General features: G+C 36.2%; 16 protein-coding genes and 3 pseudogenes. 7 read left to right on the top strand and 12 right to left on the bottom strand.

Translation table 11 applies throughout. The features are described 5' to 3' along the window. The first annotated feature begins 955 nt into the window (after positions 1–955). From CICURV3402_RS07470 to relA, 3 genes and pseudogenes are all read left to right on the top strand, one after another. Positions 956–1096: a lysozyme inhibitor LprI family protein gene (locus CICURV3402_RS07470; protein WP_158379804.1), complete on the top strand. Its 141-nt coding sequence runs from the start codon at positions 956–958 to the stop codon at positions 1094–1096. A 2256-nt stretch (positions 1097–3352) separates the two neighbouring features. Continuing rightward, complete coding sequence (gene tadA, locus CICURV3402_RS01735; protein WP_158379592.1) at positions 3353–3850, top strand: tRNA adenosine(34) deaminase TadA; 498 nt, start codon at positions 3353–3355, stop codon at positions 3848–3850. Positions 3851–4150: 300 nt separating this feature from the next. After that, a pseudogene (gene relA, locus CICURV3402_RS01730) lies at positions 4151–6276 on the top strand (GTP diphosphokinase). Positions 6277–6424: 148 nt separating this feature from the next. On the opposite strand, the gene CICURV3402_RS01725 reads toward relA, so the two are convergent. From CICURV3402_RS01725 to sirB1, 7 genes are all read right to left on the bottom strand, one after another. Further along, positions 6425–6736: a hypothetical protein gene (locus CICURV3402_RS01725; protein ID WP_158379591.1), complete on the bottom strand. Its 312-nt coding sequence runs from the start codon at positions 6734–6736 to the stop codon at positions 6425–6427. Positions 6737–7321: 585 nt separating this feature from the next. Further along, positions 7322–9052 (bottom strand): proline--tRNA ligase, encoded by a 1731-nt coding sequence (locus tag CICURV3402_RS01720; protein WP_158379590.1) that lies wholly within the window; start codon positions 9050–9052, stop codon positions 7322–7324. A gap of 136 nt (positions 9053–9188) precedes the next feature. After that, entirely contained in the window at positions 9189–10013 is an 825-nt protein-coding gene (gene metQ, locus CICURV3402_RS01715) for a methionine ABC transporter substrate-binding lipoprotein MetQ (RefSeq protein ID WP_158379589.1), read from the bottom strand. 69 nt (positions 10014–10082) lie between these two features. Further along, the gene (locus tag CICURV3402_RS01710; protein WP_158379588.1) at positions 10083–10736 is read right to left on the bottom strand and encodes a methionine ABC transporter permease MetI; all 654 of its coding nucleotides are present in this window, start codon (positions 10734–10736) and stop codon (positions 10083–10085) included. Further along, on the bottom strand, positions 10729–11763 hold the full coding sequence (gene metN, locus CICURV3402_RS01705) for a methionine ABC transporter ATP-binding protein MetN (protein ID WP_158379587.1): 1035 nt from the start codon (positions 11761–11763) through the stop codon (positions 10729–10731). Before metN ends, CICURV3402_RS01710 begins: the two co-directional genes overlap by 8 nt. Before the next feature lie 277 nt (positions 11764–12040). Next, positions 12041–12874 carry a 3-deoxy-8-phosphooctulonate synthase gene (gene kdsA, locus CICURV3402_RS01700; protein ID WP_158379586.1) on the bottom strand — a complete coding sequence of 278 codons (834 nt, stop codon included), beginning with the start codon at positions 12872–12874 and terminating at the stop codon, positions 12041–12043. 8 nt (positions 12875–12882) lie between these two features. Then, a complete protein-coding gene (sirB1, locus tag CICURV3402_RS01695; RefSeq protein ID WP_158379585.1) occupies positions 12883–13692 on the bottom strand; it encodes an invasion regulator SirB1 in 810 nt (269 codons plus the stop codon). A gap of 495 nt (positions 13693–14187) precedes the next feature. Here sirB1 and rpmE point away from each other — a divergent pair, with 495 nt between their 5' ends. Further along, the gene (rpmE, locus tag CICURV3402_RS01690) at positions 14188–14409 is read left to right on the top strand and encodes a 50S ribosomal protein L31 (RefSeq protein ID WP_158379584.1); all 222 of its coding nucleotides are present in this window, start codon (positions 14188–14190) and stop codon (positions 14407–14409) included. A gap of 281 nt (positions 14410–14690) precedes the next feature. On the opposite strand, the pseudogene CICURV3402_RS01685 reads toward rpmE, so the two are convergent. The 5 genes and pseudogenes from CICURV3402_RS01685 to fabR all read right to left on the bottom strand — a co-directional run bounded on the left by CICURV3402_RS01685 (position 14691) and on the right by fabR (position 20489). After that, positions 14691–16303 (bottom strand): annotated as a pseudogene (locus tag CICURV3402_RS01685) (phosphoenolpyruvate carboxykinase (ATP)). Between the two features lie 921 nt (positions 16304–17224). Next, positions 17225–17950 carry a glutamine ABC transporter ATP-binding protein GlnQ gene (glnQ, locus tag CICURV3402_RS01680; RefSeq protein ID WP_158379583.1) on the bottom strand — a complete coding sequence of 242 codons (726 nt, stop codon included), beginning with the start codon at positions 17948–17950 and terminating at the stop codon, positions 17225–17227. Beyond that, a complete protein-coding gene (glnP, locus tag CICURV3402_RS01675) occupies positions 17947–18603 on the bottom strand; it encodes a glutamine ABC transporter permease GlnP (RefSeq protein ID WP_158379582.1) in 657 nt (218 codons plus the stop codon). The genes glnQ and glnP overlap by 4 nt, the downstream gene beginning before the upstream one ends. A 33-nt stretch (positions 18604–18636) precedes the next feature. Next, positions 18637–19380 (bottom strand): glutamine ABC transporter substrate-binding protein GlnH, encoded by a 744-nt coding sequence (gene glnH / locus CICURV3402_RS01670; protein ID WP_158379581.1) that lies wholly within the window; start codon positions 19378–19380, stop codon positions 18637–18639. A gap of 497 nt (positions 19381–19877) precedes the next feature. Further along, complete coding sequence (gene fabR / locus CICURV3402_RS01665; protein WP_187306914.1) at positions 19878–20489, bottom strand: HTH-type transcriptional repressor FabR; 612 nt, start codon at positions 20487–20489, stop codon at positions 19878–19880. A gap of 741 nt (positions 20490–21230) precedes the next feature. Between fabR and CICURV3402_RS07465 the strand changes: the two are divergent. From CICURV3402_RS07465 to dnaK, 3 genes and pseudogenes are all read left to right on the top strand, one after another. Beyond that, positions 21231–21782, top strand: a pseudogene (locus CICURV3402_RS07465) (FAD-dependent oxidoreductase); the annotation flags it as partial. Between the two features lie 219 nt (positions 21783–22001). Continuing rightward, positions 22002–22562 carry an inorganic diphosphatase gene (gene ppa, locus CICURV3402_RS01650; RefSeq protein WP_158379579.1) on the top strand — a complete coding sequence of 187 codons (561 nt, stop codon included), beginning with the start codon at positions 22002–22004 and terminating at the stop codon, positions 22560–22562. Positions 22563–22639: 77 nt separating this feature from the next. Further along, positions 22640–24547, top strand: coding sequence for a molecular chaperone DnaK (gene dnaK / locus CICURV3402_RS01645; protein ID WP_158379578.1), 1908 nt, complete (start codon positions 22640–22642; stop codon positions 24545–24547). Positions 24548–24658: the final 111 nt, after the last annotated feature.

Genomic DNA, 24658 nt, shown 5'->3' with positions numbered 1-24658 from the left:
ATTTAAAGTAAAATTCCCAAAATTTTTTGGATTTGGATTTAAGTTATCTTATAGCTCTGCATTAATCTAAATAGAGCTTTTACCATCCTTACTAGGAAGATAAGTAGCTCCTCTTTTCAATCTACTTACGGGGGTGATTTTAATATCATTAAAAATAAGATGATTTTTTATTAATATCTTATTCTTTGTGTTCAGTAAAATAAATATTGGCGACATTAGAATAAAATTGCAAAATTAATTTTGCTTTTTTGAATTTGATTTTTAGTAAATAATATCACTTTTCCAAATACTTTTTTATCTAATCTTTTTGAATGGTTTTTCAATTTCAAATGAAAAATTTTAAAAGCCACTTTATCCATATTTTTTCTCCATTCCAATTGTACGTAGCCCTTAATGTATTTTTGATTTCATTTTCTTGAATTTTATTTAAATTTTAAGATTTAATTTGTTTATGAATCAATTTTGAGCGTGTGTAATCATAATTTTTATTTCTTTAATAAATTTAAAGGTCATATTTTTAAAATTAGAAATAATCTTAAATTTTAAGGCATGCTGAAATATGAACTATTGACAAAGTCAAGGTTAACAGAAGATTTGTTTTTTTGAGGATGATAAAAGATAAAATAGGTACTATCCCATATAAGTGGTTTGTTTTTATAGAAAACCTGGTTTCTTGATGCATTATTTGATTCAATTTCATGAAGAACAAAGGGTGTGGTTTACTCACTGAAACTTAATCTTTTTCAGTATTTAATAATAGGAAATTTTAATGTTTTAAAAAACAGTAACTTTATTTAGCCTGGCGACAATATTCCCATTAATGGCCAAACGTTCTGCTATTCTCATAACGCAAGTGGGTATGACCTAAGACTCATCAAATGAATATCAGTCAGCCAAAAAATGTTAAATGAAACATATCCAAAAGTTTTAAAGCTATGCAAAGTGAACTAAAAATATTAGTGAAAAATATCAGGATGCCTGGAAAAAGTACTGGGATTCGGCATGTCGTTTTTTCACTTCTAGAAGTCAAGGCGGGTCAGCATATCCCATAATTTATGAAAGTTCTCTGGCAGAAAAAACTATCAGCGCTAGTTAGAATTAAAAAACTTGCTAATCTTCTCTGAAGGCAATCAGTATTGCCTGTTTGTTAATTCCAACAGTTAATGAATTATCAGGTTCTACTAATGTAAAATAGAAATATTTAAAATATGGGATCTTTCAGCCAACAGTGCTGGTCTTTGGTTTTAACTATATTGGCAGCACGGTTTTTAAGAAGATGAAGGATGAGATCCTAAAGACTGATGTGATTTTTTTGTTGCTTCACTGAGACTGTGGCTGCCAGAACCACAGTGCGAGCTGTACCAGCAGTACAATCAATTCCTCTTTTGTTGTGCTTTTCTACTTCGGTTGCCAACATTATTGTATCTTCAGAGCTAATCACGCCATGAACGGGCTAATTTTACATGTAAAAGCTTAATTATATGAGTGTTATTTCAATGCCTGATATTTAGGGAATAATTATCACATGTAGCACCATCTTTAAATGCATTTTTCATGTTAATTCCGATTGCACAGAAACTGATCTTTCTATACAGAAACCTGGCGAAAAATATTTTTTAGCCCTCGATATTCGATATTTTTATTAGAACTAAGTACTCTGACATGATCAATTTTCTCTTTCAGATACATTCTTAGGTGGTCTTCTATCTGATTATCTTTTTGGTATGGTGTCAGAATAGCGACCTCGTCTTCACCGATCGTGACCCTGTTCCTACTTAGATTAAGCTCAACATTTGTACTTCACATAGTCTTTACATTAACAAAAAGGTTGATGATTTTATTTACAAAAATATCTGGTTACTCTTTTCCTAGTTGTTTAATTTTACTCTTAAAATCACTGAAGAGTTCCCATAATTTCTTCAGTTCAGAGGAGATATAGAAGTATGCGGCATGTTAAGCGTTGCCGTATTAGTCAATTCTAATAAAACACTAGCCGCCATACAGGATATTTTTGGGACTTAGTATCAATAATTAGCACTGTATTATCAAAATATAAGATTTTTTCTATTCTTCTGACTCATGTTACTTTTCAAATAGTTATAATCAATCTGATAGCCATTAACGAAATTCAAAACGATTTTATTCGCTTTTTTTTTGTATCAGTAGGGATCTCATTTGTAAGAATTATTCGCCATGAATTGTCCCTCTCTTTCTCTAAGAATGCGTTTTTTGTTGTTTTCTTTAGAACAAAAAATAAGCAGATTTTGCAATCTAGATATATGGTACATCGATTGACTATAATTAATATTTTTGACTAATGATAATTCCCTCGATAGGGAGGAGAGTGTAGATTGCGTTGATGCTGTATTCTCATATGATGGATGTATCGAGAGATGATTAACTCTATTCATATCGTTTTTCTTTTTATTTGTAGATAAACCCATACAATAGAAGATGCTTCTTTTTTATACTTATTCAATATTTTTGTTAAATAAATTTTACAATAAAATGCTGCTTAATTTGTTTTTAAAAGATTGATACATATAAAGATAGTATCTTTTCGAAAGAAAAGATTTACCTCTAAAAAACCTGCTTTAGGTTACTAACTAAAAACAGATAATTGATTTTTTATTTATTCATCGTTATTAATATGATTAAACCCTAAAAGGAAAACAAATTAAATATGTCAACACAACTTTACTATTAGGATGATCTAGAGGAAGGAGTACATAGGGATACTTCTCACCTCTGTTGTGTGAGTTTTGCTGAAGAAGATTTTTATTATGATGCCTGTGATGACTCCAGCCCTTTCGATAATGATTTCGGCGTAGATACACTGTAATCTTTGGAAGATTGCTATAGAGATAAAACCTTTAAAGACGAGAGTATTAGCGAATTTTTGAGTAATACCCTTCGAGAGATTGGATCTGTGGCCAGATAACTTGCTACGAAAAGATTATCAATTCTGGAAAAAATGGAGCATTGAAAAAGATGAAAAATATGGCAGCATATCATACTTAGTAAGTCACTGTAATATTATTATTGATTGCGATTCAGGGAAATTAAAAATTACGGGTGCACTCAATCTAGAGAGCATTAATAGGGCATTGGCGTCGATTAAGTGTTTATGGTTTTTACACAAGGGGGGATTCTACTGAAAATGCGGATGAAGATTTAATACGTCTACAGCAGATGAAAAATCTGTTAGATTCTGTCTCTAAAGGACAGATCAATGAACTTATAAAATGCTATAAAAATAGGATAAAATGAGATGACGACAGCTCAAAATTCTAGCTCTTCGGGATGCTTTTAAAAGACTTTATTCAAAGTAACAATTCAAAAAAATGGCCTTATGAATATCAAAAGCCTCCCTGCACCTGACTCAGAGTGTGATGATCACTATTGGATGCACCACGCACTTTCACTTGCAGAAAAAGCACAAGCCTCGGGAGAAGTGCCTATCGGTGCGGTGGTAGTAGTGAAGAATCAATCGATAAGCGAAGGATGGAATCAATCGATGATGTGTCATGATCCGACGGCTCATGCCGAAATCATAGCACTGAGGCAAGCAGGACAACATCAAAAAAATTATCGTTTGGTCAATGCCACTTTATATGTCACTTTAGAGCCCTGTATGATGTGTGTCGGAGCTATTATGCATAGCCGGATTCGACGATTGGTTTATGGTGCCTCAGATCCTAAAAAAGGGGGGGTCGCATTTTTAATGCGCATGATGAATATTCGAGTCAAACGGATTGATATTAAAACAAATGTATTGTCTCAAACCTGTTCTAAAATGCTAGTAGATTTTTTTCAACAGAGGAGAAGAGAGAAAAAGCTCAGGTCTTAAAAAATAAATGAAAGGTGCCCTACGTATTCCTTACTATTCAGGCTATCTCTTATTTTTAGAGTGAATTTATCTCATAAATAGCAATATCATCATTGTAAAAATGGTGATGACATTGCAATTTCTCTTTTTTTGTATTTTTAGCGTGAAAATAGCGGTTTACAATCACCTTTCATCAAGCTGATCCAGCCTCCCTAAACTAAAATCTTCAATTAGCCTACTTAATCTACAATAGGGAAAATTATGGTCTCTATGAAAAATGCCGGTTTAAATATCACAGATAAATTCGCTGTTCATCAATGAATGAAAGATTTAGGGCTTACACTTCTTTCCTCTTTAGTATGTTTTAAAAACTTAGTGTTACTTCCTTCAAAAAATCCACCTTCATTCTGATGCTTCAGCCTTAATGGAATATGGAATCAAAATAGTCGCGATCCTGTCGACTTTGAATATAGATGATGACAGTTTATAGGCAGCGCTTCTTTTTCTATTTGTAGAAGATGAAATAATGAATGTAATCGAACTGAGTACGTATTTTGGTGACGCGATGACTATTTTGATCCGCGGTGTGCGTGAGATGGATGTCATGCGTTATTTTAAAACGCTGCAAGAGAATTCGGTCAAGTCAGCGGTAGAAGATTTTCGCTGTGTTATGACTAACCTGACAGAAAGAGATGGTTTATCTTAGAAAAATGGAAGAAGCCCATGAAGATGAAAGAGTATTAGCTGCGAAAGCCTGCTCGAATATTTACGCGTCTTTATCCGATTGTCTTGGTATTGGGTAATTAAATGGGAGCCGGAAGATTTCTGTTTTCGATATCTATATCCTCAACAATATAAAAAATAGCTTACTTACTTCATGAACGCTGCGTTGATCATAAGCAGTTTACTGACGACTGTGTCAGATTTTTTAAAAAAGTCATGAAGGATGAAAGGATAAAAGCTGAAATGGATTAGTGACTAAAACATATTTACAGTATTTGGCGTAAAATGCAGAGGAATTTTTTGGAGTTCGATGCGCTTTTTGATGTTCGAGACGTGTGTGTTTTAGTTGAGCGTATTCAAAATTTTGGGGTTGTCCATACGCATTTTTGTCACCTACCGAATGAATTTGGTGGGATGATGTGGCCAATCCAAAACATAATGTATATCAGTCTATTCACACTGTTGTATTAGGCCCCAAGAGTAAAGCCCTGGAAATTCAAATTCACATACAATAGATGCATGAAGATTTAGAGCTGGGCATTGCAGCGCCTTGGAAATATAAAGCAGGCGCTACCTATTCAGTACGTTCGGGATATGAAAACCGAATCATTTGGATGAAATAGTTGATTGCGTGGCAAAAAGAGAGCTCTTATTTAGGAGAGATACTTGATGAAGTACGTAGCCAGGTTTTCGATGACCGTGTATATAGTATCCCCAAAGGGGATGTCATGGATCTGCCTACATGCTCGACTCCCATTGATTTCACCTATTATATTCACAGCAATGTCTAGCACCGTTGTATTGGGGACAAAATCGTAGGGTGAATTGTTTTATTTAGATATCAGTGGCAAATGGATGATCAGGTTGAGATGATCACCCTAAAACACCCTAATCCCAGTAGAGAATGGTTAAATCCTCATTTGGGATATATTCAGAGTAGCCGCCGCCGTTCGAAAATTCATAACTGGTTTTGTTAACAAGCAAAAGATAAAAATATGTTAGTAGAACGCCAAATACTTGAAAATGAATTAGGATATTTGAACATCAGCCTAAAAAAGTAGAAAAACCACTTTTTCTACGTTACAACCTTAATTCTATTGAAGAAATCTTCACTGGGATTGGATTAGGTGATATTCGCATCAATCCGATGATCTATTTTTGCAAGGGCATTTTAATCATCTTACAGGCGAAGAAGTGGATCAAAAAGCGCTGAAAAATCTTAATAAGCAACATATGCTTTCGGCGCGCAATAAAAAATGGACACATCATGGTGGACAGGGTTGGACATATGATGCATCACATTGTACGTCTCTGCCATCCGATTTTAAAGGATAAGATTATATATTTTGTCATTTCTTGGCAAGGGATTTCAATTTATAAATTAGATTGTGCCCAGTTAGTTGAGTTACCATTGCATTTTTCTGAACGTATTGTGGAGGCGGTGTGGGACGAAAGTTATGCGATCGCTTATTCCTTAAGGAGGTCCTTGCAAAAGACCGAAGTAGTCTATTACGCGATATTATGGTTATTTTGGCGAATGACAAAGTGAATGTGTTAGCCATTAAGAGGCGGCGTGACATAAAAAATAACAGGCAAGCATACAGGTGAATATTGAAATGCATAATTTGCAAACGTTGCCACGTGTTTTAACTAAACTCAATCAGTTACTTGATGTGATTCACGCTGTGTGTTTGCGAGGAAGATATGTAGCTTCAGGCATCTAGTCGGGTGAAGATCACACTGTTTTCTTGATATTTATCTAGAAAAGCGGTTAATGCCGCTGCACATCATATGCCATAAAAAAGTTAATTCTAAGTGCATGCCAAAATTCATTAGGATGATAGATCCCCTTAAATACTGCTTGTCTTAATACTAATGCTGTAAATTTTTTTGCCAATTGAGTTCGTATTTGAGAAGGCGGTAACTTTTTCGCATTAATCCTAAAAAGTATCGATTTTCACGATAAGCTTCCTTCAATAAGGCTTTACAAAACACTTTATCTTGTCTCGCAGAACTGGTTTTATTTAATAAGTGCTCAATTCTATTGAAATAGCTTATAGCTCTGTGATCTAATCGTACGATAGAAGTTAACTGAGTGATAGTTTCTTGGTTAATCCGATAACCATAAAGAGGCTCAGTGCAAAAACATATTCTTGAGCTATTTCTGTCAATTCGGTTGTCCATAAAATATCTTCATGGAGCATATTAGGAATAAACCGTAATTGATTCTTGATAAGAAATGCTCGTTTAACTCATTGTAAAAAAACATAATGAGGCCACTCATTTTTATGAACACTTTGAATAACCCATTCTCTAGCTGTTAAAATCCCCCCTGAGGTTGATGATATAAAAGCGTTTCTGTTGGTTTTTTAGGATCAAGCTTTAAACGAAACTCATTTCCAACCAAACAATCTAGATCACTTTTTTTGGCTTTTTGTACCCAAGTTTCGAAGGCTTTAGGCGCTAACCAATCATTCGAATCCGTAAAAGTAATCTAATGGCCTCTAACCCGGGAGATTCCTTGGTTGCGTGCAACCGAAACACCTTGGTGGGGCTGAGATATCAACACCCATCTTTTATCAATCTGTGCGATTTTTTCTAATATGATTTAGCTTTGATCTGTTGAACCAACATGAATTGCAATGACTTCATAAAAAAGATTGTTTTGATTTTTTAATAATTCAAATAGTCCATTAAATTATTTTCAGTGTTAAAAACGGGAATAATCACGCTCAAATTAATGGAATTCATATCGATTTTTATTTTGGATTAATAATGTGAATTTATCTTTTCTAAAAGAAAAGAGAGCACGTCGCTTATTTTAAGCTGCTGTTTTTTGTGATCATCTATTCCACGATATCGATACTCTAATTCGTTATTTTCTAAATCCCGATCACCGATAATCAGCGTATGTGGTATACCAATTAGCTCCATATCAGCAAACATGACGCCTGGCCGCTCTTGGCGATCATCAAAAATGACGTTCATTCCAAAAGAAGATAATTCAGCGTAGAGTCTTTCTGATTCTTGCCGAACAGCGTCAGATTTTTTAAGGTGAATCGGTAAAATAGCAACTTGAAAAGGCGCAATCGCCTCAGGCCATAGAATCCCATGTTGATCATGGTGTTGTTCAATTGAGGCAGCGACCAGACGAGATATCCCAATACCATAGCAACCCATTATCATTATCTGTTGGCGCCCATTTTCGTCCTGTATTTTTGCTCCCATCTCTTGAGAATATTTTGTCCCCAATTGAAAAATGTGGCCGACTTCAATACCCCGCTTGATTAACAAAGTGCCTTTTCCATCAGGACTGGGATCCCCTTCAACTACATTACGCAAATCCTCTATGATGGGCATAGGTAAATCACGTTCCCAATTAATGCCAAAATAGTGTTGGCCTTCTTTATTTGAGCCGGCGCTGAAATCACTCATCACCGCCACCGCACGATCGGCAATAATCGGCATCTTTAGGTGAAGCGGGCCTAAAGAGCCAGGGCTTGCGCCTATATGAGCACGAATATCTTCTTCAGAAGCAAAGGTGAGGGGTTTCGCTACCTGAGGTAATTTTTCTGCTTTCATCTTATTGATAAAGTGATCACCTCGAACCAATAGTGCCAGCAATTTATGGCCGCTGTCTTTATGAGCATAAGCGATCAGAGTTTTGAGAGTTTTTTCAATCGGGATTGAGAATTGCCCTACTAGTTGATCGATGGTGTTTACATTAGGGGTATTAATAATACGGAGCGTTTCACAAGGTGATGCGTGTTTTTCGCGAGGGGATAGCGCTTCTGCAAACTCAATATTCGCCGCAAAATCTGAGGCTGTTGAGAAAACAATCTCATCCTCCCCACTGCCTGCCAATACCTGAAATTCATGAGAGCGGCTTCCCCCTATTGATCCCGTATCTGCCTGTACAGCGCGAAAATTCAGCTGCATACGCTCGAATATTTTTGTGTAGGCGTGATACATCTTTTGATAGGTGTCTTTCAGTGATTCGAATGTATTATGAAAGGAATAGGCGTCCTTCATTAAAAATTCGCGGGCACGCATAATACCAAAACGAGGACGAATTTCATCACGAAATTTAGTTTGCATTTGAAAAAAATTGAGCGGTAACTGCTTGTATGAAGTAATTTCATTACGAACTAAATCGGTGATTACTTCTTCGTGAGTCGGGCCGAGCACAAAAGGGCGTTCACTGCGATCGGACAAACGTAACAGTTCGGGACCATAATGATCCCATCGCTTGCTTTCCTGCCATAGAGAGGCAGGTTGAACTATAGGCATCATCACTTCGATGGCACCCGCCTTATTCATTTCTTCACGTACAATATTTTCTATTTTTTTTAAAACACGTGTCCCCGTAGGGAGCCAGGTATAAAGCCCGGACGCTAGTTTACGGATCATACCAGCTCTCAGCATCAGTTGGTGGCTAATGATTTCAGTATCCGCTGGTAGTTCTTTTAAAGTACTTAGAAGATATTTAGTGGTACGCATATAATTTTTGCTTTTTCCGTTGTATTCCTGATATAAAAAAATGGTCGTGGGTATTTTGCCAGGAGCACTTTTATTTTTTATTATGGAAACTGATTTAATATATTTATGTATTACGGCATCTATGTAGACTGAAAAATTACCAGCCTTTCACAGCGCCTCCTTGAAATATTTTTTCTGCTTCTTTTTCTACTAGAGGAGATTGATATGCCTTCACAAAATTTTTTGCTTTCTCATCATCTTTATTATCTTCACGAGTCACAATCAAATTCACATAAGGTGAACTTTTATCTTCAACAAATAATCTATCTTTTGTGTGACTTAAGCCAATCTGGCTTGAATAAGTTGTATTAATGATAGCTACATTTTCTTTATCATCCACTGACCTCAGTAACTGAGGAGCGTCTAATTGAACAAGTGTTAAATCGTTTGTATTTTCAATCACATCCAAGACAGTAGGCATTAACCCAACATCAGGTTTTAATTTGATGAGCCCCTGTTTTTGTAGTAATAACAAGGCACGGCCTAAATTAGCGGGATCATTTGGCATCGTGATTTGGTATCCCAGCGTCAATTCATTCAGAGAGGTGATTTCTTTTGAATAACCTGCTATCGGATACATGAAGGCATTTCCAATTGCCACCAGTTCGTAGCCGCAATTTTGTATTTGTTGATCGAGATAAGGTTGATGTTGAAATACGTTCACATCAATATCTCCTTTATTTAAGGCCTCATTCGGTAATACATAATCATTAAAGGTGATGAGCTCCACATCTAAACCATATTGGTCTTTTGCTACTTTTTGAGCCACCTGTGCAAGCATCTGCTCCGGTCCACTGATGACCCCTACTTTAATGTGATTTGAATCTTTTTCATCTTGTTTGTCACAGCCCGTCGCAATGAAACAACTTGCCAATACAGCCAATATGGCTGCTATTTTGATCGACTTTAATTTTAAAAGCATATTTTTTATCCTTAACTGATAATCAGTAAAAACTCAAAAAGTCTCATGGTAATTCATGAAAATAGATAATTACTTATGGGTCACCATTTTCATCACATAATTCCCCAGGATTTGGATAAAACACACCAAAAAAACCAACAAAACTAACACAAAATTCATCACAGTTGCTTTATAGCCAATATAGCCATATTGATAACCAATTTGTCCTAAACCTCCTGCTCCTACTGCGCCTCCCATCGCAGAATATCCGACTAAAGTAATCAATGTGATGGTCACTGAATTCACTAAAGCAGGTACTGCCTCTGGCAGTAAAACTTTATAAATAATTTGCAAGGGAGTTGCTCCCATAGCACGAGCCGCCTCAATTAAACCAAAAGGAATTTCGAGTAAAGCATTTTCAATCATTCGAGCAATAAAGGGAATAGCACAAACGGTTAAGGGTACTATGGCTGCCTCTAAGCCAATAGAGCTTCCTACGATAAAACGGGTAAATGGGATCATCCAAACTAATAAAATAATAAAAGGAATTGCCCGAAAAATATTCACCAGGGCAGAAAGTGATTGATGTAGAATAGGATAAGAAAACATGTGCCCTGGACGATGCAGATACAATAATATTCCTATCGGCAAGCCAAAAATCAGACCAAAAAAACCAGAGACAAAGGTCATCATAACAGTTTCCCAAACGCCTTTGAGGATTAAAACCATCATTTCTTCAGACATAGCCTAGTACCTTGGTTTGAACATGATGATCTTTTAAAAACTGCATGGCGGCAGTGATATCCTGTTTTTCACCCTCTAATTCAGCGAGCATCGTACCAAATTTCACTCCTCCGGCATAATCCATTTGAGCGCTGAGAATTCCAATATCGATATTAAATCTGCGAATCGCCTGAGATATTAAAGGAGCATCGACAGATTGACCTGTAAAATCGAGTTTTAACAAAGGGGAAACGGCGAGATCTGTCGGATTTTGGTTTAGCCTCTGCGCGTAATCTTCAGGAATATCGATATGTAAAGTAGAGTGAATAAATTGCTGTGCTAAAAGCGTTTTTGGATGTGAAAAAATTTTGCTCACACTATCTTTTTCGATCAATTGACCGTGGCTTATCACCCCTACCTGATCACAAATATACTTGACGACATCCATTTCATGCGTAATCAATAAAATTGTCAATCCCAATCGTCGATTAATATCTTTAAGTAGTTTTAAAATAGAGCGAGTGGTTCCAGGATCTAATGCGCTAGTGGCCTCATCACACAGCAAAACTTTAGGGCCATTTGCCAGTGCACGCGCTATGGCGACACGCTGTTTTTGTCCGCCGGATAAATGTACCGGATACACTTTTTTTTTATCTGTTAAACCCACTAATTCAAGGAGTTTAAGGACTGTTTTTTTTATTTCAGTTTTTGGCAGGCCAGCTAATTCAAGTGGAAGCGCGACGTTATCAAAAACAGTACGCGAAGAAAGTAAATTAAAATGTTGAAAAATCATACCTATCTGTCGGCGAGCAAGACTGAGTTTATTTTCTGGTAATTGAGTGAGCTCTTCTCCATCTATAAAAATATGCCCATCAGTAGGGCGCTCTAATAAATTCGAGCAGCGAATTAGGGTACTTTTACCCGCACCAGAAGCCCCTATGACCCCATAAATTTGGCCGGCCAGCACATGTAAATTGATGTCTAAAAGTGCGCTGACCTTTTGTTTTTTTTGTTCAAATATTTTGCTGACGTGAGAAAATCTAATCATATTATTCTTGTTGTAGAGTAAACTAGGAGAGATTTTTAAAAATCAGGCGTTAAGGAAATTTAATAATCAAAATATTAAGGCGTCTAGACATCCAAGTCAACCGTCTTTAAAAGACCGGGATCATAGTGTTCGGAGCAAATATAATCTAGCAAATTACATGAAAGCAAAATGAGATATGAATTCTAGAAATCTACAGTAAAAATTGATTCGCGCTGATGCTTCTTAGTGTCAATCATTTGAACATGTTCTAGCGACATTTTTTGTTTTAAATTTGGATTTAAAAATTTTTAATCAAATTATCAATGGCTTGCATCTGTGTTAAAAAAGTCAGCAGCTGATGTAGTGGTAAAGCGCAAGGGCCATCGCATTTTGCATTCTGAGGGTTGGGATGTGCTTCTAAAAATAAGCCCGCTAATCCCACGGCCATTCCTGCCCTTGCCAGTTCTGCTGCCTGAGCTCTGCGCCCGCCAGAAACAGAGCTAAAAGGGTCCCTGCATTGCAGGGCATGGGTGACATCGAGTATGACAGGATGCCCTCCTGTAGATTTCGCCATGAGTGTGATCCCTAACATATCCACCACTAAGTTATCGTAACCAAAAATATTTCCTCGCTCACAAAGAATAATTTTTTCATTTCCTGCCTGTTTAAATTTTTCGACAATGTGGCCTACTTGCATGGGGCTCATAAATTGAGGTTTTTTGACATTAATCACCGCTTTTGTTTCAGCCATGGCCACCACGAGATCGGTTTGACGCGCTAAAAACGCGGGTAATTGAATAACATCAACTACTTCAGAAACTATTTTGGCTTGGCTTACTTCGTGTACATCTGTGATGATGGCTACGCCAAAAGAGTGTTTTAATTCTTCAAATATTTTCATGCCTTCTTCTAAACCAGGCCCACGATAAGAATGAACAGTAGAACGATTTGCTTTATCAAAAGACGCTTTAAAAACGTAAGGAATATTTAATTGATTGGTGATTCGAACATAATGTTCACAAATTCTCATCGCCAGATCACGTGATTCAAGTACATTCATACCACCAAATAATACAAATGGAAGATGATTGGCAATTTTAATATGTTGAAAATGAATCATTTTATTGTTCATTTTTTATCTCAATGCAGAATAAATGGCTGTTTTTCAATGGCATGTAATTGTATTTTTATCACTTCAGAGAGAGGGTCTTCAGGGCACTGTTCAATAAAATAATTTAAATCAGAAATTGCGACTTGAGTACAACCGAGTTCTGCATAAATCAAACCTCTATCACGTATCTCGTAAGGATCTTTAGGATCAAAAAACAGCGACATATCGCTTGTACGTAGAGCCAGCTCCATCTGTTTTTCTTCTATTAACGCAGATTTTAATTCATCGAGCATTTGCCTAATCAATGAAGTATTGTCTGATTCACAAAGATCGCTATCTTCCAGCCTGATATTCTGATTAAAATGAGCTTTAACCCATAATTCGAGGATATGTTTGTTCAAGGTGTCACCATTGATGGGATTAATCAGCGATATTTCTTCAGCTAGCCAATCCGCCCGAAAAATAAGTTGAATTGGGAATAACACCGGCATTAAAGGGATATCCAGCTGATGTGCGATATGTAAAAAAATCACTCCTAATGAAGTCGCCGTTCCTTGACGTATTTTTAAAACATTATCCAACCATATGACATCAGAGGTGCGGTAAATCCCATCTGCAGCCTCAAATTTCCATTGATGATAAAAAAGATCTATAAGCAGTTCTAACTTTTGATCTTGATTAAGGTGTTCTGGAATGGCGACTCGAGCATCTTCCACTAGATTCATTAATTTTTTTCGAACTCTTGAGATAGAAAAATCTTGACGAATTTTTCTGGTGATTTTAAACACACCTTCACTTAAAGTGGCTGTATTAAATTTAAAATTAGAGATGGTTCTCATGAATATTCCATTGTCAGAAAAAATAAGATAAATAGATGTTTATTTTTTAGTATAAGACGAGAAAATGAATGTTTTATTTTTCATAAAAATCAAATAATTAAAACATAGTAGCTATAACAAGTCAAAATTCAGTCACCATTTTATTGATGAATATCAAATAATTTTTGTTTTATTTACCCTATTTTTTTGATATTTTCTGTCATAAAAATAAATCTTTTATCCCTGTTATTTTTATGCAAAACCTTCATTTTCACTGCACTGCAGACCCCCTGATAAGCTTCTATTGCATTGAATAGACGGTGAATTATCTTGATGCTATCCTTATAAATTCAAATTTAACTTGTTGTTTATTTTAAAAGGATTTTTTAAAAAAATCGCCTATTGCCTTGATCAGATAGCATCTGTATGATGCCGAACAATTTAAAAAATAAAATCACCAGTACTTTGTAACGACGTGAGACAGTGGTGCTATTTTGAAAAAATAAGAGGTGTTTCATGAAAAAAAATATCCATCCAGATTATAAGTTAGTAATAGCATCCTGTTCTTGTGGAAATGTGATTGAAGTAAATTCAACTCTAGGTTGTAATATAAATCTTGATGTTTGTTCTAAATGTCACCCTGCCTATACAAACAAAAAGCGTGCAGTGGAAACAGGTGGGCGTGTTGATCGATTTAAAAAACGTTTTTCTTTCTTAGAATCATCAAAGGCAGAGTGATCCAATCCTAATTTTTTGATCCTGAGAAATTAGTTGATCTAATTTTATCGCCTCTTTCAAACTATTTTTTGCTAGAGGCCACGCCGCTACTTCTCAAATTTTTTCTTTTTTTACATTATCACGTGGGAAGATAAATGCTCCTGCAAAAATCTCCTCATTACTTGAATGAGCTACCATAATGTACTAGAGCCATCGTGCATATGATCGATTTTTCTTAAATTAGGCAGCATCATAAAAAATAAATAAAAATTGAACCAAAACTTTTTCGGAATGCAGAAATTTTATATAACTCTAGGAATGAGTTCAGAAACAACGCCCCTATATGGGGCAGCTCTGTATTGTTCAAAATTTTCGATAAACCGCCGCGCCAAGTTTTCTGCTTTGTGTTTCTGTTCTTTTAATTCAGAATAGCTAGAGCGAGGGTCTAAAATTTTTGAGTTTAGCCACGCGATTTTAGCTGGAACACTGAGGTTAAAAATTGGCACATTAAAGGTGGGCGCGTGATCAATCTTTTCATGTAGAGAAAAGTCGATGAGGGCTCAAGTATTTTTAATAAAAATACCATGACCCATACCATTCCAGCCTGTATTAACTAAATACGCTTTTGCCGGCACTACTTACATCCTTTGTAAAAGCATTTTAGCATATTGAGTATAATGAAGTAAAAGAAACCACTCTCAAAAGCAAGCTGAAAAATGGGAAATAGGCTGGTAATCCCGTTCTCTGTTCCTGCTAGTTTTGATGTGAAACTCTATAAAAATGATATTGAGTTTATTCTAGAGTTAAATGAACCAAATGAGGTAAAATGCCAACGGCATAGCATCTGCTGTTAAAAATAATTTTTTTCAGGGCCTGCTTGTGATACCGGTTTCACAGTATTTTGGATGTAATCAGGAGGATAAAATACCCTGGTATTTTGATTTTTGAACTATCCTTAAAATCGACGGGGCATCTGTCAAAACCACCAATTTTTTCCAGTAAAGCATCTCTTTTGATTGCGTGATAAATATCAGGGTCATCTGACTTAAACAATTCAATTGTTTTTGCATAACAACCTCCTTCAAAATTAAAAACACCTTCGTCATCCCAACCATGTGCGTTATCACCGATGACTTGTCTTTTAGGATTGGAAAATAAAGTGGTTTTTCCAGTGCCGGATAAACAAAAGAAAACAGAAACATCTCCTGTAACGCCCATATTTTCAGAGCACTGCATGTCAGCAATTCTTTTTAATGGCAAAAATAATTCATCATTAAAAACAATCTTTTTCATTGCATCTCCGTACTAAGTGCCCCCAATTAATTGAATTTATTCAGTTAAATTAACCGACCAAAAATTTTTGGAGTATAAACCTTGTTCTTTCTAATTTGGGTTAGTACATTTAACGCTATGCATAATCATGAAATCAGGATGCAAATAAGTGATTCTTTCTGTTGCAGTGTGAATAAGTATATTTTAACAAAAGCCTGTCAAGCGACTTTATTAATAAATTGTACTTGCAAACGAATGTTGGAATGAGCGCCACAAAAGACATCTACCAAAAATACAGGTTTTTTGAAAGTTACTGAGTGAAACAGGTCTTGAGTTTATTTCAAATGGCTTGAATGATGGGGTAATTATCACTTTTATTTTTGCCTTGATTTGCCACCAAAAAGTATCTCTAGTGAGATCGTCACGGACGATATATTTATCTTTAGGAGAACGCCCGGTGAAAATGCCCGTATTCACAGCCACGGCACCTAATTTAGTCATGGTTCCACGTTTGAAACCCACTAAGTGTCTCGTGTTTCCTCTTGCAATAATATGGAATAGCTGGGGTTATAAAAATATTACTGGTGGTATTATGAATGCCATAATCAGTTAATGTATTCAAAAGATGGTGCATATTATGCATTTTTGATAACTCCTTATTCTATTTGAATATTTTTATAATTTTTCATTAATTTTTTACAAATTATTTATTTTAATGAATTAAACAAATTTATTAATAGTGTTATATGGAAACTCAGAAGATCTGAGAAATAAATTTGATATTGGGCGCGAATAGTATCACTTCTAAAAACAATCTGATAAAAAAAAGGGCAATGCGTTTTTTGCGATAGTATCAACCTACCTCTTTTTTAGTATTCAGAGCCAATTATAGCCATTTTAATATCCGAAAGGGATGTTCAACCTTGCCCGTATTTTTGCAATAATACTTTGATAGTAATGGTGTTTTTATCTACCTGTTGCTGCCTTCTTTGGAGGCCAGTATCACTGCGGCGATTGACATGCCAAGTGACCCCGGGGATAGTGTTTGTGTTCTGCAGCCCATTACCCCTTTATTACCGGTATCTCAGTGGATAAACTCTTCCGCTTCGTGAAAAATAAATATGGTAAGCCTGGGTGAGCTCGGCCACATAAACCGAGGTTCTGATCACGAGCAGCGAATGTGCACCAAATCACTCTCGGCATCCCTACCCATAGGCGCTTTCATACCAACATAACACTCATTGCCTTTATGAGTGGCTTTTTTATTTCATGCTCGCAGTTATTTTTTTGATTTTGAGTTGAACTGGGTGCTGAATTATCGTGTCATCGACAATACTCCGCCGTTTGATAAATAGCCCACATTCTGATAAATACGTCTTTACTTCTTCAAACAGGGCTTTGTTTAAATGATATTTTTCTAACTCATGAGGAGCAGCATCTCTAAAGGTTTTACCCGTCTACTCCATTTATTGATAGACTTGAGCAATGAAGCTGACTTTTCACATAATAAAAAAATTTATGCACTCAAGGTATTCATGCTGAGTAAAATGATTCTGTAATATGATTAGGTGACATGATGCTGTAAAAATTCACGTAATCTCTCACTAGGAGGATTAGATATAAGAGTATTCGGATTTCCATCTTGAGCGATGCGGCCTTTATCAATAAAAATAAGGCGAGAGGCTACTTTGTGCGCAAAGTTAACTTCATGAGTGACTATGACCATGGTCATGCCCTCTTCGGCTAAATCTTTTATAACCGTTAGTACTTCGTGACGCAATTGAGGATCCAATGCGGAGGTAGGCTCATCAAAAAGCATTAATTTAGGTTTCACAGCTAAAGCCCGAGCAATTGCTACACGTTGCTGTTGGCCGCCTGAAATCTCTGATGGGTAGTGATGAGAACGTTCTGATAAACCGACTTTTTTTAAAAGTTCATGTGCCAGCTTTTTTGCCTCTTTTTTAGTGGCCCCTCGGATATGGGTTGGCCCAAAAGCGACATTTTCAAGAGCGGTGAGATGAGGGAATAAATAAAATTGCTGAAAAACCATGCCTGCTTCCTGACGAATAAGGCGCTCATCTACTTTAGGATCGTTGACATCTAAATCATCTACAATCAATTGACCTGAAGTAATGACTTCTAATTTGTTGATGCAACGTAGTAAAGTGGATTTCCCTGAACCTGATGGGCCAATAATGACGACCACTTCCCCAATTTTGATATTTAAATTGATATTGTGAAGAACCTCAGTTTGGCCAAAGTGTTTACAAACGTTTTTAAAATTTATCATATTATTTTCAGTTTTCTTTCCAGTCTACGTAGGACAAAACCTAGTGTTAAGGTGATAATCAAATACATCACCGCGACTGCACTCCATATTTCCATAGCACGAAAGTTGCCCGCAATGATTTCTTGTCCTTGACGTGTCAACTCAGCAACACCAATCACGATAAATAAAGAAGTATCCTTAATACTAACAATCCATTGATTCCCTAAAGGAGGTAGCATTCTACGCAGTGCTAACGGAGCAACGACATATCTGAGTGTATCTCGCCTCGATAAACCTAAAGCTAGACCGGCCTCTCGAAAACCTTTATGAATAGACAGCACGGCACCACGCGTAATCTCTGCAATGTAAGCCCCAGAATTAATCATGATAGTTACAACAGCCGCGGTAAAAGGATCGATGCGTATTGGGATCATCATAGGAAGGGAAAAATATATAAACATCACTTGAACAACAATAGGGGTTCCACGAATTAGCTCTATAAATATTAAAGCGACGTTACTGCTGATCTTTCCTCCATAAGCGCGAGTAAAGCCAGCAATTACTCCGATAATAAGGCCGCCAAGTAAGCCGAGAATAGAAATCCAAAGCGTTAACTTGGCACCTTGAAGCAAGATTGGCATAGCGGGCCAAATAACACTCCATTCAAACTGCATCGGAATTCTCCTGATAAAGAATTGAGAAATTAATCAATTGGGTTCTGTATTAAACCATTTTTTATAAATGGCGCGGTAAGTTCCATTATTATGGATCGTGTTTAAAGCCACATTCACTTCTGCACGAAGTATACTGCCTTTGGGAAAAGCAATGCCGTACTGTAGTGATTCGAGTATTTCACCCACTGCTTTAAATTTTTTATCACCTGCAGTTTTAATAAAGAATAAAATATTCGGCGCATCATATAAAACAGCATCTGCTCTCCCCGTGCCTAGTTCCAGATAGGCGTTATCAATATTAGGAAACTGACGCAAATCTTTCGTTTTAATGTTCGCTTTTGCGTAATCGACAGATCCTGTGCCACTTTTAACTGCAACGATTTTATCGTTTAAATCTTCGGCATTCTTGATTTTATCGTTATTGCTTTTCACCATGACCAATAAGCCGCTCTTGTAATAGCTATCAGAAAAATCTATTGCTTTTTTCCTCTGTTCCGTAATAGTGATTCCTGCAAGAGCCAGATCAACATTTTTGGTTTGTAAAGCAGGAATAATACCACTGAAATCCATCGGCTTGAGAGTATAATTTAACTTAAGCGCTTTGGCGATAGCATCCCAAATGTCAATATCAAAACCGACATATTTATCGCCCTGCTTAAATTCAAACGGAACAAAAGCCGTATCTATCGCTACAATCAGTGATTTTTCAGCACTTGAAACGTTTAATGTAAATAGAAAAGAAAATGTAATTAATATGATTTTTATTAATGATGTCATATGTGATAGTTCCTTTTTATGATAAGAATATTACACCTCTTTTACAATCACAGGATAGTAAGATGATTGATAAAATTTAATAGAATAATAAATCAATAATGATTTGATGAATATCAACTTATCCAAGTTGATATTGCAAATGACTTATTATATTGTTCACAACAATGTGAATTCTCTCTTGTTTTAAATTTAAAAATATTTTGCTTCTAATAATAATACCAAGAAGGAGTTTACACTCTTTTATGAAAAAAGAAAAAATCATGAGTTTAATATATTAATTAAAAGTTGTTATTGATTACTATTACTCAATTCATTGATTTTCTAATCCATATAAAATTTTAATAAATTTATATTTAAAAATATTTATATTAAATCAATTTAAGTTAAAAATAATTTATCACATACTTAAAATCCAAAAATGGGATATCATTAATAATGATAGAATTTATAATTTTTAAAAAATTTTTAACAAAAACATTTTAAAAATTACCTCTCATTTAAGATTTTTCAGGTTTATACAAATGATCAGCGCCTTTAGCGATCATGCTCAGCTGTAAGATCAACCGTTTTTTTAATTTATGTTTTTGTTCAGTTTCCAAATACAGCAGCTCAGCCCCTGCACTAAATACAATGCTCACCATGGCTTCTGCCTTTGCTTCTATAAAACGACGAGACATATTGTTTTCAAATTCTAAATAATCAGCCAATTCAGCAATAAAATGCTGAATTTCTCGTGTAACGGCGGCCCGAAAGGCGGCGGATGTACCTGAGCGTTCGCGTAACAATAAACGAAATGCATTAGGATTATTACCAATAAATTCCATAAAAGTTGAAACTGAAGTACGGATTACACTGCCTCCTTTATCGATACGCTGACGTACTTGGTGCATTAATTGTCTTAGCATCAATCCACTTTCATCAACCATTGTTAAACCTAGTTCGTTCACATCTCGAAAATGATAATAAAAAGAGGTTGGGGCAATACCGGCTTCCCTAGATATTTCCCTGAGGCTGAGGTTAGAAAAACTGTGCTGAGAACTAAGTTGGTTGAAAGCCGTTTCAATAAGAGAACGACGTGTCCTTTCTTTTTGTTCTGCTCTGACGCCCATTATATTCACCAAATATTCAATAAATTTTTTGAAAAACCTTGTTTTTAAAAACCAGTATTTCGTTATCTTCATGCACTTTAGTACACTAAAATAATTATAAAGCCTGTCTTTAATTTGGGTATCGAAAAAATGATCCTAAATAATCTTAATATTTAAAGAATTTATTTTGGCAAGAACCATAGGGTTTTAAAATGATGAAAACACATTTTAATTTTGATATCGTTGTCATTAGCTCAGGTCCTGGCGGTGATGGCACGGCCATGAGCCTTGTAAAAAAATGGTAGTCTGTCGCTGTCATTGAACGCTATAAAAATGTCGGAGGAGGCTACACTCATTCTGGCACAATCCATTCGAAAGCCTTGCGTCATGTTATCAGCCGTATTATTTAATTTAATCACTAACCCGCTTTACAGTGTTCACCTTCAAAGCATTCATTCCTATTTTTATCATATTTTAGAACATCCGAATCATGTCATTTATAAGTAAGTCTGTCTCCATGCGATTTAATGTTTATCAGCGCAATCATGGTTATCTGTTTTTTGGTCATGCCTGTTTTATGAATCTATATAAACTTAATGTTATTCTACCAGATATTACTTAGATACTATAAGTTCTGATCATATTTTGATTGCGATAAGATCTCGTTTTTATCATTTAGAAAGTATTGATTTTACATATCCCAGAATTTATGACCGCGACCCCATTTTGGAATTAAAAGAAGAACAGCAGCCAAAGCATATTATTATTTACGGAGCAGGGATGATAGATTCTGAGTATGGTTCTATTTTTAGAGATTTAGACGTGAAGATTGATTTTATTAATACTTGAAACCATTTGTTGGCTTTTCTTAATCAAGAAATTTTAGATACGCTCTCTTATCATTTTTGCAATAACGGGGTGGTGATCAAGCATAATAAAGAGTTTGATTTAATTGCAGGCTTGGATCAAGGCGTCGTTGTTTATTTAAAATCAGGGAAGAAAGTAAAGGCAGCTTGTCTATTTTATGCTAATAGGCGTACGGGCAACACCAAGGAATTATTACTTGAAAATATTAGTTTAAGCACAGATGAACGAAGATTTTTGTAAGTCAGTAGTCTATATCAGACCGCCCTGTCTCATATTTATACTGTTGGAGATGTAATTGGATATCCTAGTTTGGCTTCAGTCGCCTACGATCAAGGGCGCATTGCATCACAGGCGATTACTCAAGACATTAATAGTGTACGTTTGATAGAAAATATCTCAACTGGGATTTATACCATCCCTGAAATCAGTTCTGTAGGGAAAACACAGTAGGAGTTGACTAATTTTAAAGTGCCCAACTTTTAATTATCCTAGGATAATAGAAGCCCATTCGGTGCTGCATTAAATAATTTAAATTGTTTAAATCGTTTGTTTTGATAGGGCTCCTCATGAGAATTTTTCGCATAAGGGGTATGAAGGTAATTTGAAAGGCATTGCCTAACTAGTAGGGTCCAGTTTTTATTTTTTACAAAAAAGGAATAAGTCATTATGAATTTAGATCTTGTCGATGCGGGTGAAAATTTGCCTAAAGATATTTATGTTGTGATTGAAATCCCCGCTCATGCTGATCCGATTAAATATGAGGTGGATAAAAAAACGGGGGCATTGTTTGTGAATCGTTTTATGTCCACGGCCATGTTTTACCCCTGTAATTATGGTTACATTAACCAGACCTTATCTTTGGATGGTGATCCGGTGGATGTATTAGTGCCTACTCCTCATCCATTGTGTCCAGGATCAGTTATACGTTGCCGGCCAGTGGGCATGCTCAGGATGACAGACGATGCCGGTCAAGATGCTAAGGTCATTGCCGTTCCGCATAGTAAATTGACCAAAGAATATGAAGCGGTTCAAGATATACATGACGTATCCGAATTGCTAAAGACACAGATTAAACATTTTTTCGAGCATTATAAAGATTTAGAAAAAGGGAAATGGGTCAAAATTAAAGGTTGGGAAAATGCCGAGGCGGCTAAAAAAGAAATTATGGATTCTTTTAGAAGAACTAAGTCGTCTGTATCTGCAGACAAACCACCTAATTTAAAATAGATAGTTGAAAATAAACAACATGCCCACATATTCGTAAGTAAATTTATAAATGATGCTTTTGACTGGAGAGATGTTAGATGACTAAAATTATCGGAATTGATTTAGGTACCACCAATTCTTGTGTTGCTATTATGGACGGTAGTAAGCCTCGTGTACTCGAAAACAGTGAAGGTGATCGTACAACGCCTTCTATTATTGCTTATACACAAGATGGTGAAACACTTGTTGGTCAGCCTGCCAAGCGTCAGGCGGTGACCAATGCAAAAAATACTTTTTTTGCGATCAAACGTTTGGTGGGTCGAAAATTTTCAGACGAAGAAACACAGCGCGATAAGGATATTATGCCCTTTGATATTATTGAAGCAAATAATGGCGACGCATGGCTCAGCGTGAAAGGGCAAAAAACAGCGCCTCCTCAAATTTCGGCTGAAGTATTGAAAAAAATGAAGAAAACCGCAGAAGATTATTTGGGCGGGAGCGTTACAGAAGCCGTGGTTACTGTGCCTGCTTATTTTAATGATGCGCAACGTCAAGCCACTAAAGATGCAGGCCGGATCGCTGGTTTAGAAATCAAGCGCATTATTAATGAACCCACTGCGGCGGCAATTGCCTACGGTTTAGATAAGGGAAAAGGGAATAGCACCATTGCTGTTTATGATCTCGGAGGAGGAACTTTTGATATTTCTATCATCGAAATAGATGATGTAGACGGCGAAAAAACTTTTGAAGTGTTGGCAACCAATGGTGATACCCATTTGGGCGGTGAAGATTTTGATAATCGCTTAATCAATTATTTGGTGGATGAATTTAAAAAAGAACAAGGATTTGATTTACGAAAAGATCCTTTGGCTATGCAGCGTTTAAAAGAAGCGGCTGAAAAAGCAAAAGTTGAATTATCTTCTACTCAGCAAACAGACGTGAATCTTCCTTACATTACAGCAGATTCGACCGGCCCTAAGCACATGAATATGAAAGTAACCCGTGCAAAACTAGAGTCACTGGTGGAAGATTTGGTGTCACGCTCTATTGAACCGTTGAAGGTTGCTTTACAAGACGCCGGTTTATCTGTCTCTGATATTGATGATGTCATACTCGTCGGGGGTCAAACACGTATGCCGATGGTTCAGAAAAAAGTGGCAAATTTCTTTGGTAAAGAACCTCGTAAAGATGTGAATCCTGATGAAGCTGTTGCTATTGGAGCCGCTGTTCAAGGAAGTGTTTTATCCGGTGAAGTGAAAGATTTATTATTATTAGACGTAACGCCTCTTTCACTCGGTATTGAGACCATGGGCGGTGTGATGACCTCTTTAATCTCTAAAAATACTACAATTCCAACGAAACATAGCCAAGTGTTTTCAACAGCTGAAGATAATCAATCTGCAGTGACCATCCATGTTCTTCAAGGGGAACGTAAACGAGCAAGTGATAATAAATCCTTGGGTCAATTTAATTTAGATGGCATTCAGCCTGCGCCTCGTGGTACTTCACAAATTGAAGTTACCTTTGATATTGACGCAGATGGCATTTTGCATGTGTCAGCGAAAGATAAAAACACAGGCCGAGAACAAAAGATCACCATAAAGGCGTCTTCTGGTTTAAGTGAAGATGAGATTAAAAAAATGGTACGGGATGCGGAATCTAATTCAGAAACAGACAGAAAATTTGAGGAATTAATTCAAGCCCGTAATCATGCTGATCATTTAATACATGGTACAAATAAAAAATTGAAGGAAGCAGGAGATAAAGTGTCTCCAGAAGAGAAAACGTCTATTGAACAAGCATTAAAAGAATTAGAAACCGCCATAAAAGGTGAAGATAAAAAAGACATACAAAGTAAAGCCAATGCACTGACGATGGTTTCTGCCAAGTTAGAGGAAGCATCGCAGCAAAATTCATCTTCTAATAATGCAGAAAAAAACGACAGTAGCGATGTAAAAGCAGATGCTGTTGATGCTGAGTTTGAAGAAGTCAAAGATAAAAAATAACTGCCCTTAAGGTCAAGTTCACTGAGTGTTTATGCCTACGAATCGTTAAATAATGCTACGTTAAAAGCCATCACGGGCGTCGAGGAAACTCTGCGCCCGTGTATGCTATCT

Origin of the sequence: Candidatus Williamhamiltonella defendens (genome assembly GCF_900699045.1) — a bacterium.
In the GTDB taxonomy this organism is placed as follows: Bacteria; Pseudomonadota; Gammaproteobacteria; order Enterobacterales; family Enterobacteriaceae; genus Hamiltonella; species Hamiltonella defensa_A.
The sequence above is the reverse complement of the archived record's forward strand: the minus strand, read 5'-3'. Positions and strand labels throughout refer to the sequence as shown.

Excerpts from the sequence above, each read along its gene's own strand:
- tadA (WP_158379592.1), top strand. The coding sequence starts at position 3,353 with ATGAATATCAAAAGCCTCCCTGCACCTGACTCAGAGTGTGATGATCAC.
- CICURV3402_RS01725 (WP_158379591.1), bottom strand. The coding sequence starts at position 6,736 with ATGGACAACCGAATTGACAGAAATAGCTCAAGAATATGTTTTTGCACT.
- CICURV3402_RS01720 (WP_158379590.1), bottom strand. The coding sequence starts at position 9,052 with ATGCGTACCACTAAATATCTTCTAAGTACTTTAAAAGAACTACCAGCG.
- metQ (WP_158379589.1), bottom strand. The coding sequence starts at position 10,013 with ATGCTTTTAAAATTAAAGTCGATCAAAATAGCAGCCATATTGGCTGTA.
- CICURV3402_RS01710 (WP_158379588.1), bottom strand. The coding sequence starts at position 10,736 with ATGTCTGAAGAAATGATGGTTTTAATCCTCAAAGGCGTTTGGGAAACT.
- metN (WP_158379587.1), bottom strand. The coding sequence starts at position 11,763 with ATGATTAGATTTTCTCACGTCAGCAAAATATTTGAACAAAAAAAACAA.
- kdsA (WP_158379586.1), bottom strand. The coding sequence starts at position 12,874 with ATGAACAATAAAATGATTCATTTTCAACATATTAAAATTGCCAATCAT.
- sirB1 (WP_158379585.1), bottom strand. The coding sequence starts at position 13,692 with ATGAGAACCATCTCTAATTTTAAATTTAATACAGCCACTTTAAGTGAA.
- rpmE (WP_158379584.1), top strand. The coding sequence starts at position 14,188 with ATGAAAAAAAATATCCATCCAGATTATAAGTTAGTAATAGCATCCTGT.
- glnQ (WP_158379583.1), bottom strand. The coding sequence starts at position 17,950 with ATGATAAATTTTAAAAACGTTTGTAAACACTTTGGCCAAACTGAGGTT.
- glnP (WP_158379582.1), bottom strand. The coding sequence starts at position 18,603 with ATGCAGTTTGAATGGAGTGTTATTTGGCCCGCTATGCCAATCTTGCTT.
- glnH (WP_158379581.1), bottom strand. The coding sequence starts at position 19,380 with ATGACATCATTAATAAAAATCATATTAATTACATTTTCTTTTCTATTT.
- fabR (WP_187306914.1), bottom strand. The coding sequence starts at position 20,489 with ATGGGCGTCAGAGCAGAACAAAAAGAAAGGACACGTCGTTCTCTTATT.
- ppa (WP_158379579.1), top strand. The coding sequence starts at position 22,002 with ATGAATTTAGATCTTGTCGATGCGGGTGAAAATTTGCCTAAAGATATT.
- dnaK (WP_158379578.1), top strand. The coding sequence starts at position 22,640 with ATGACTAAAATTATCGGAATTGATTTAGGTACCACCAATTCTTGTGTT.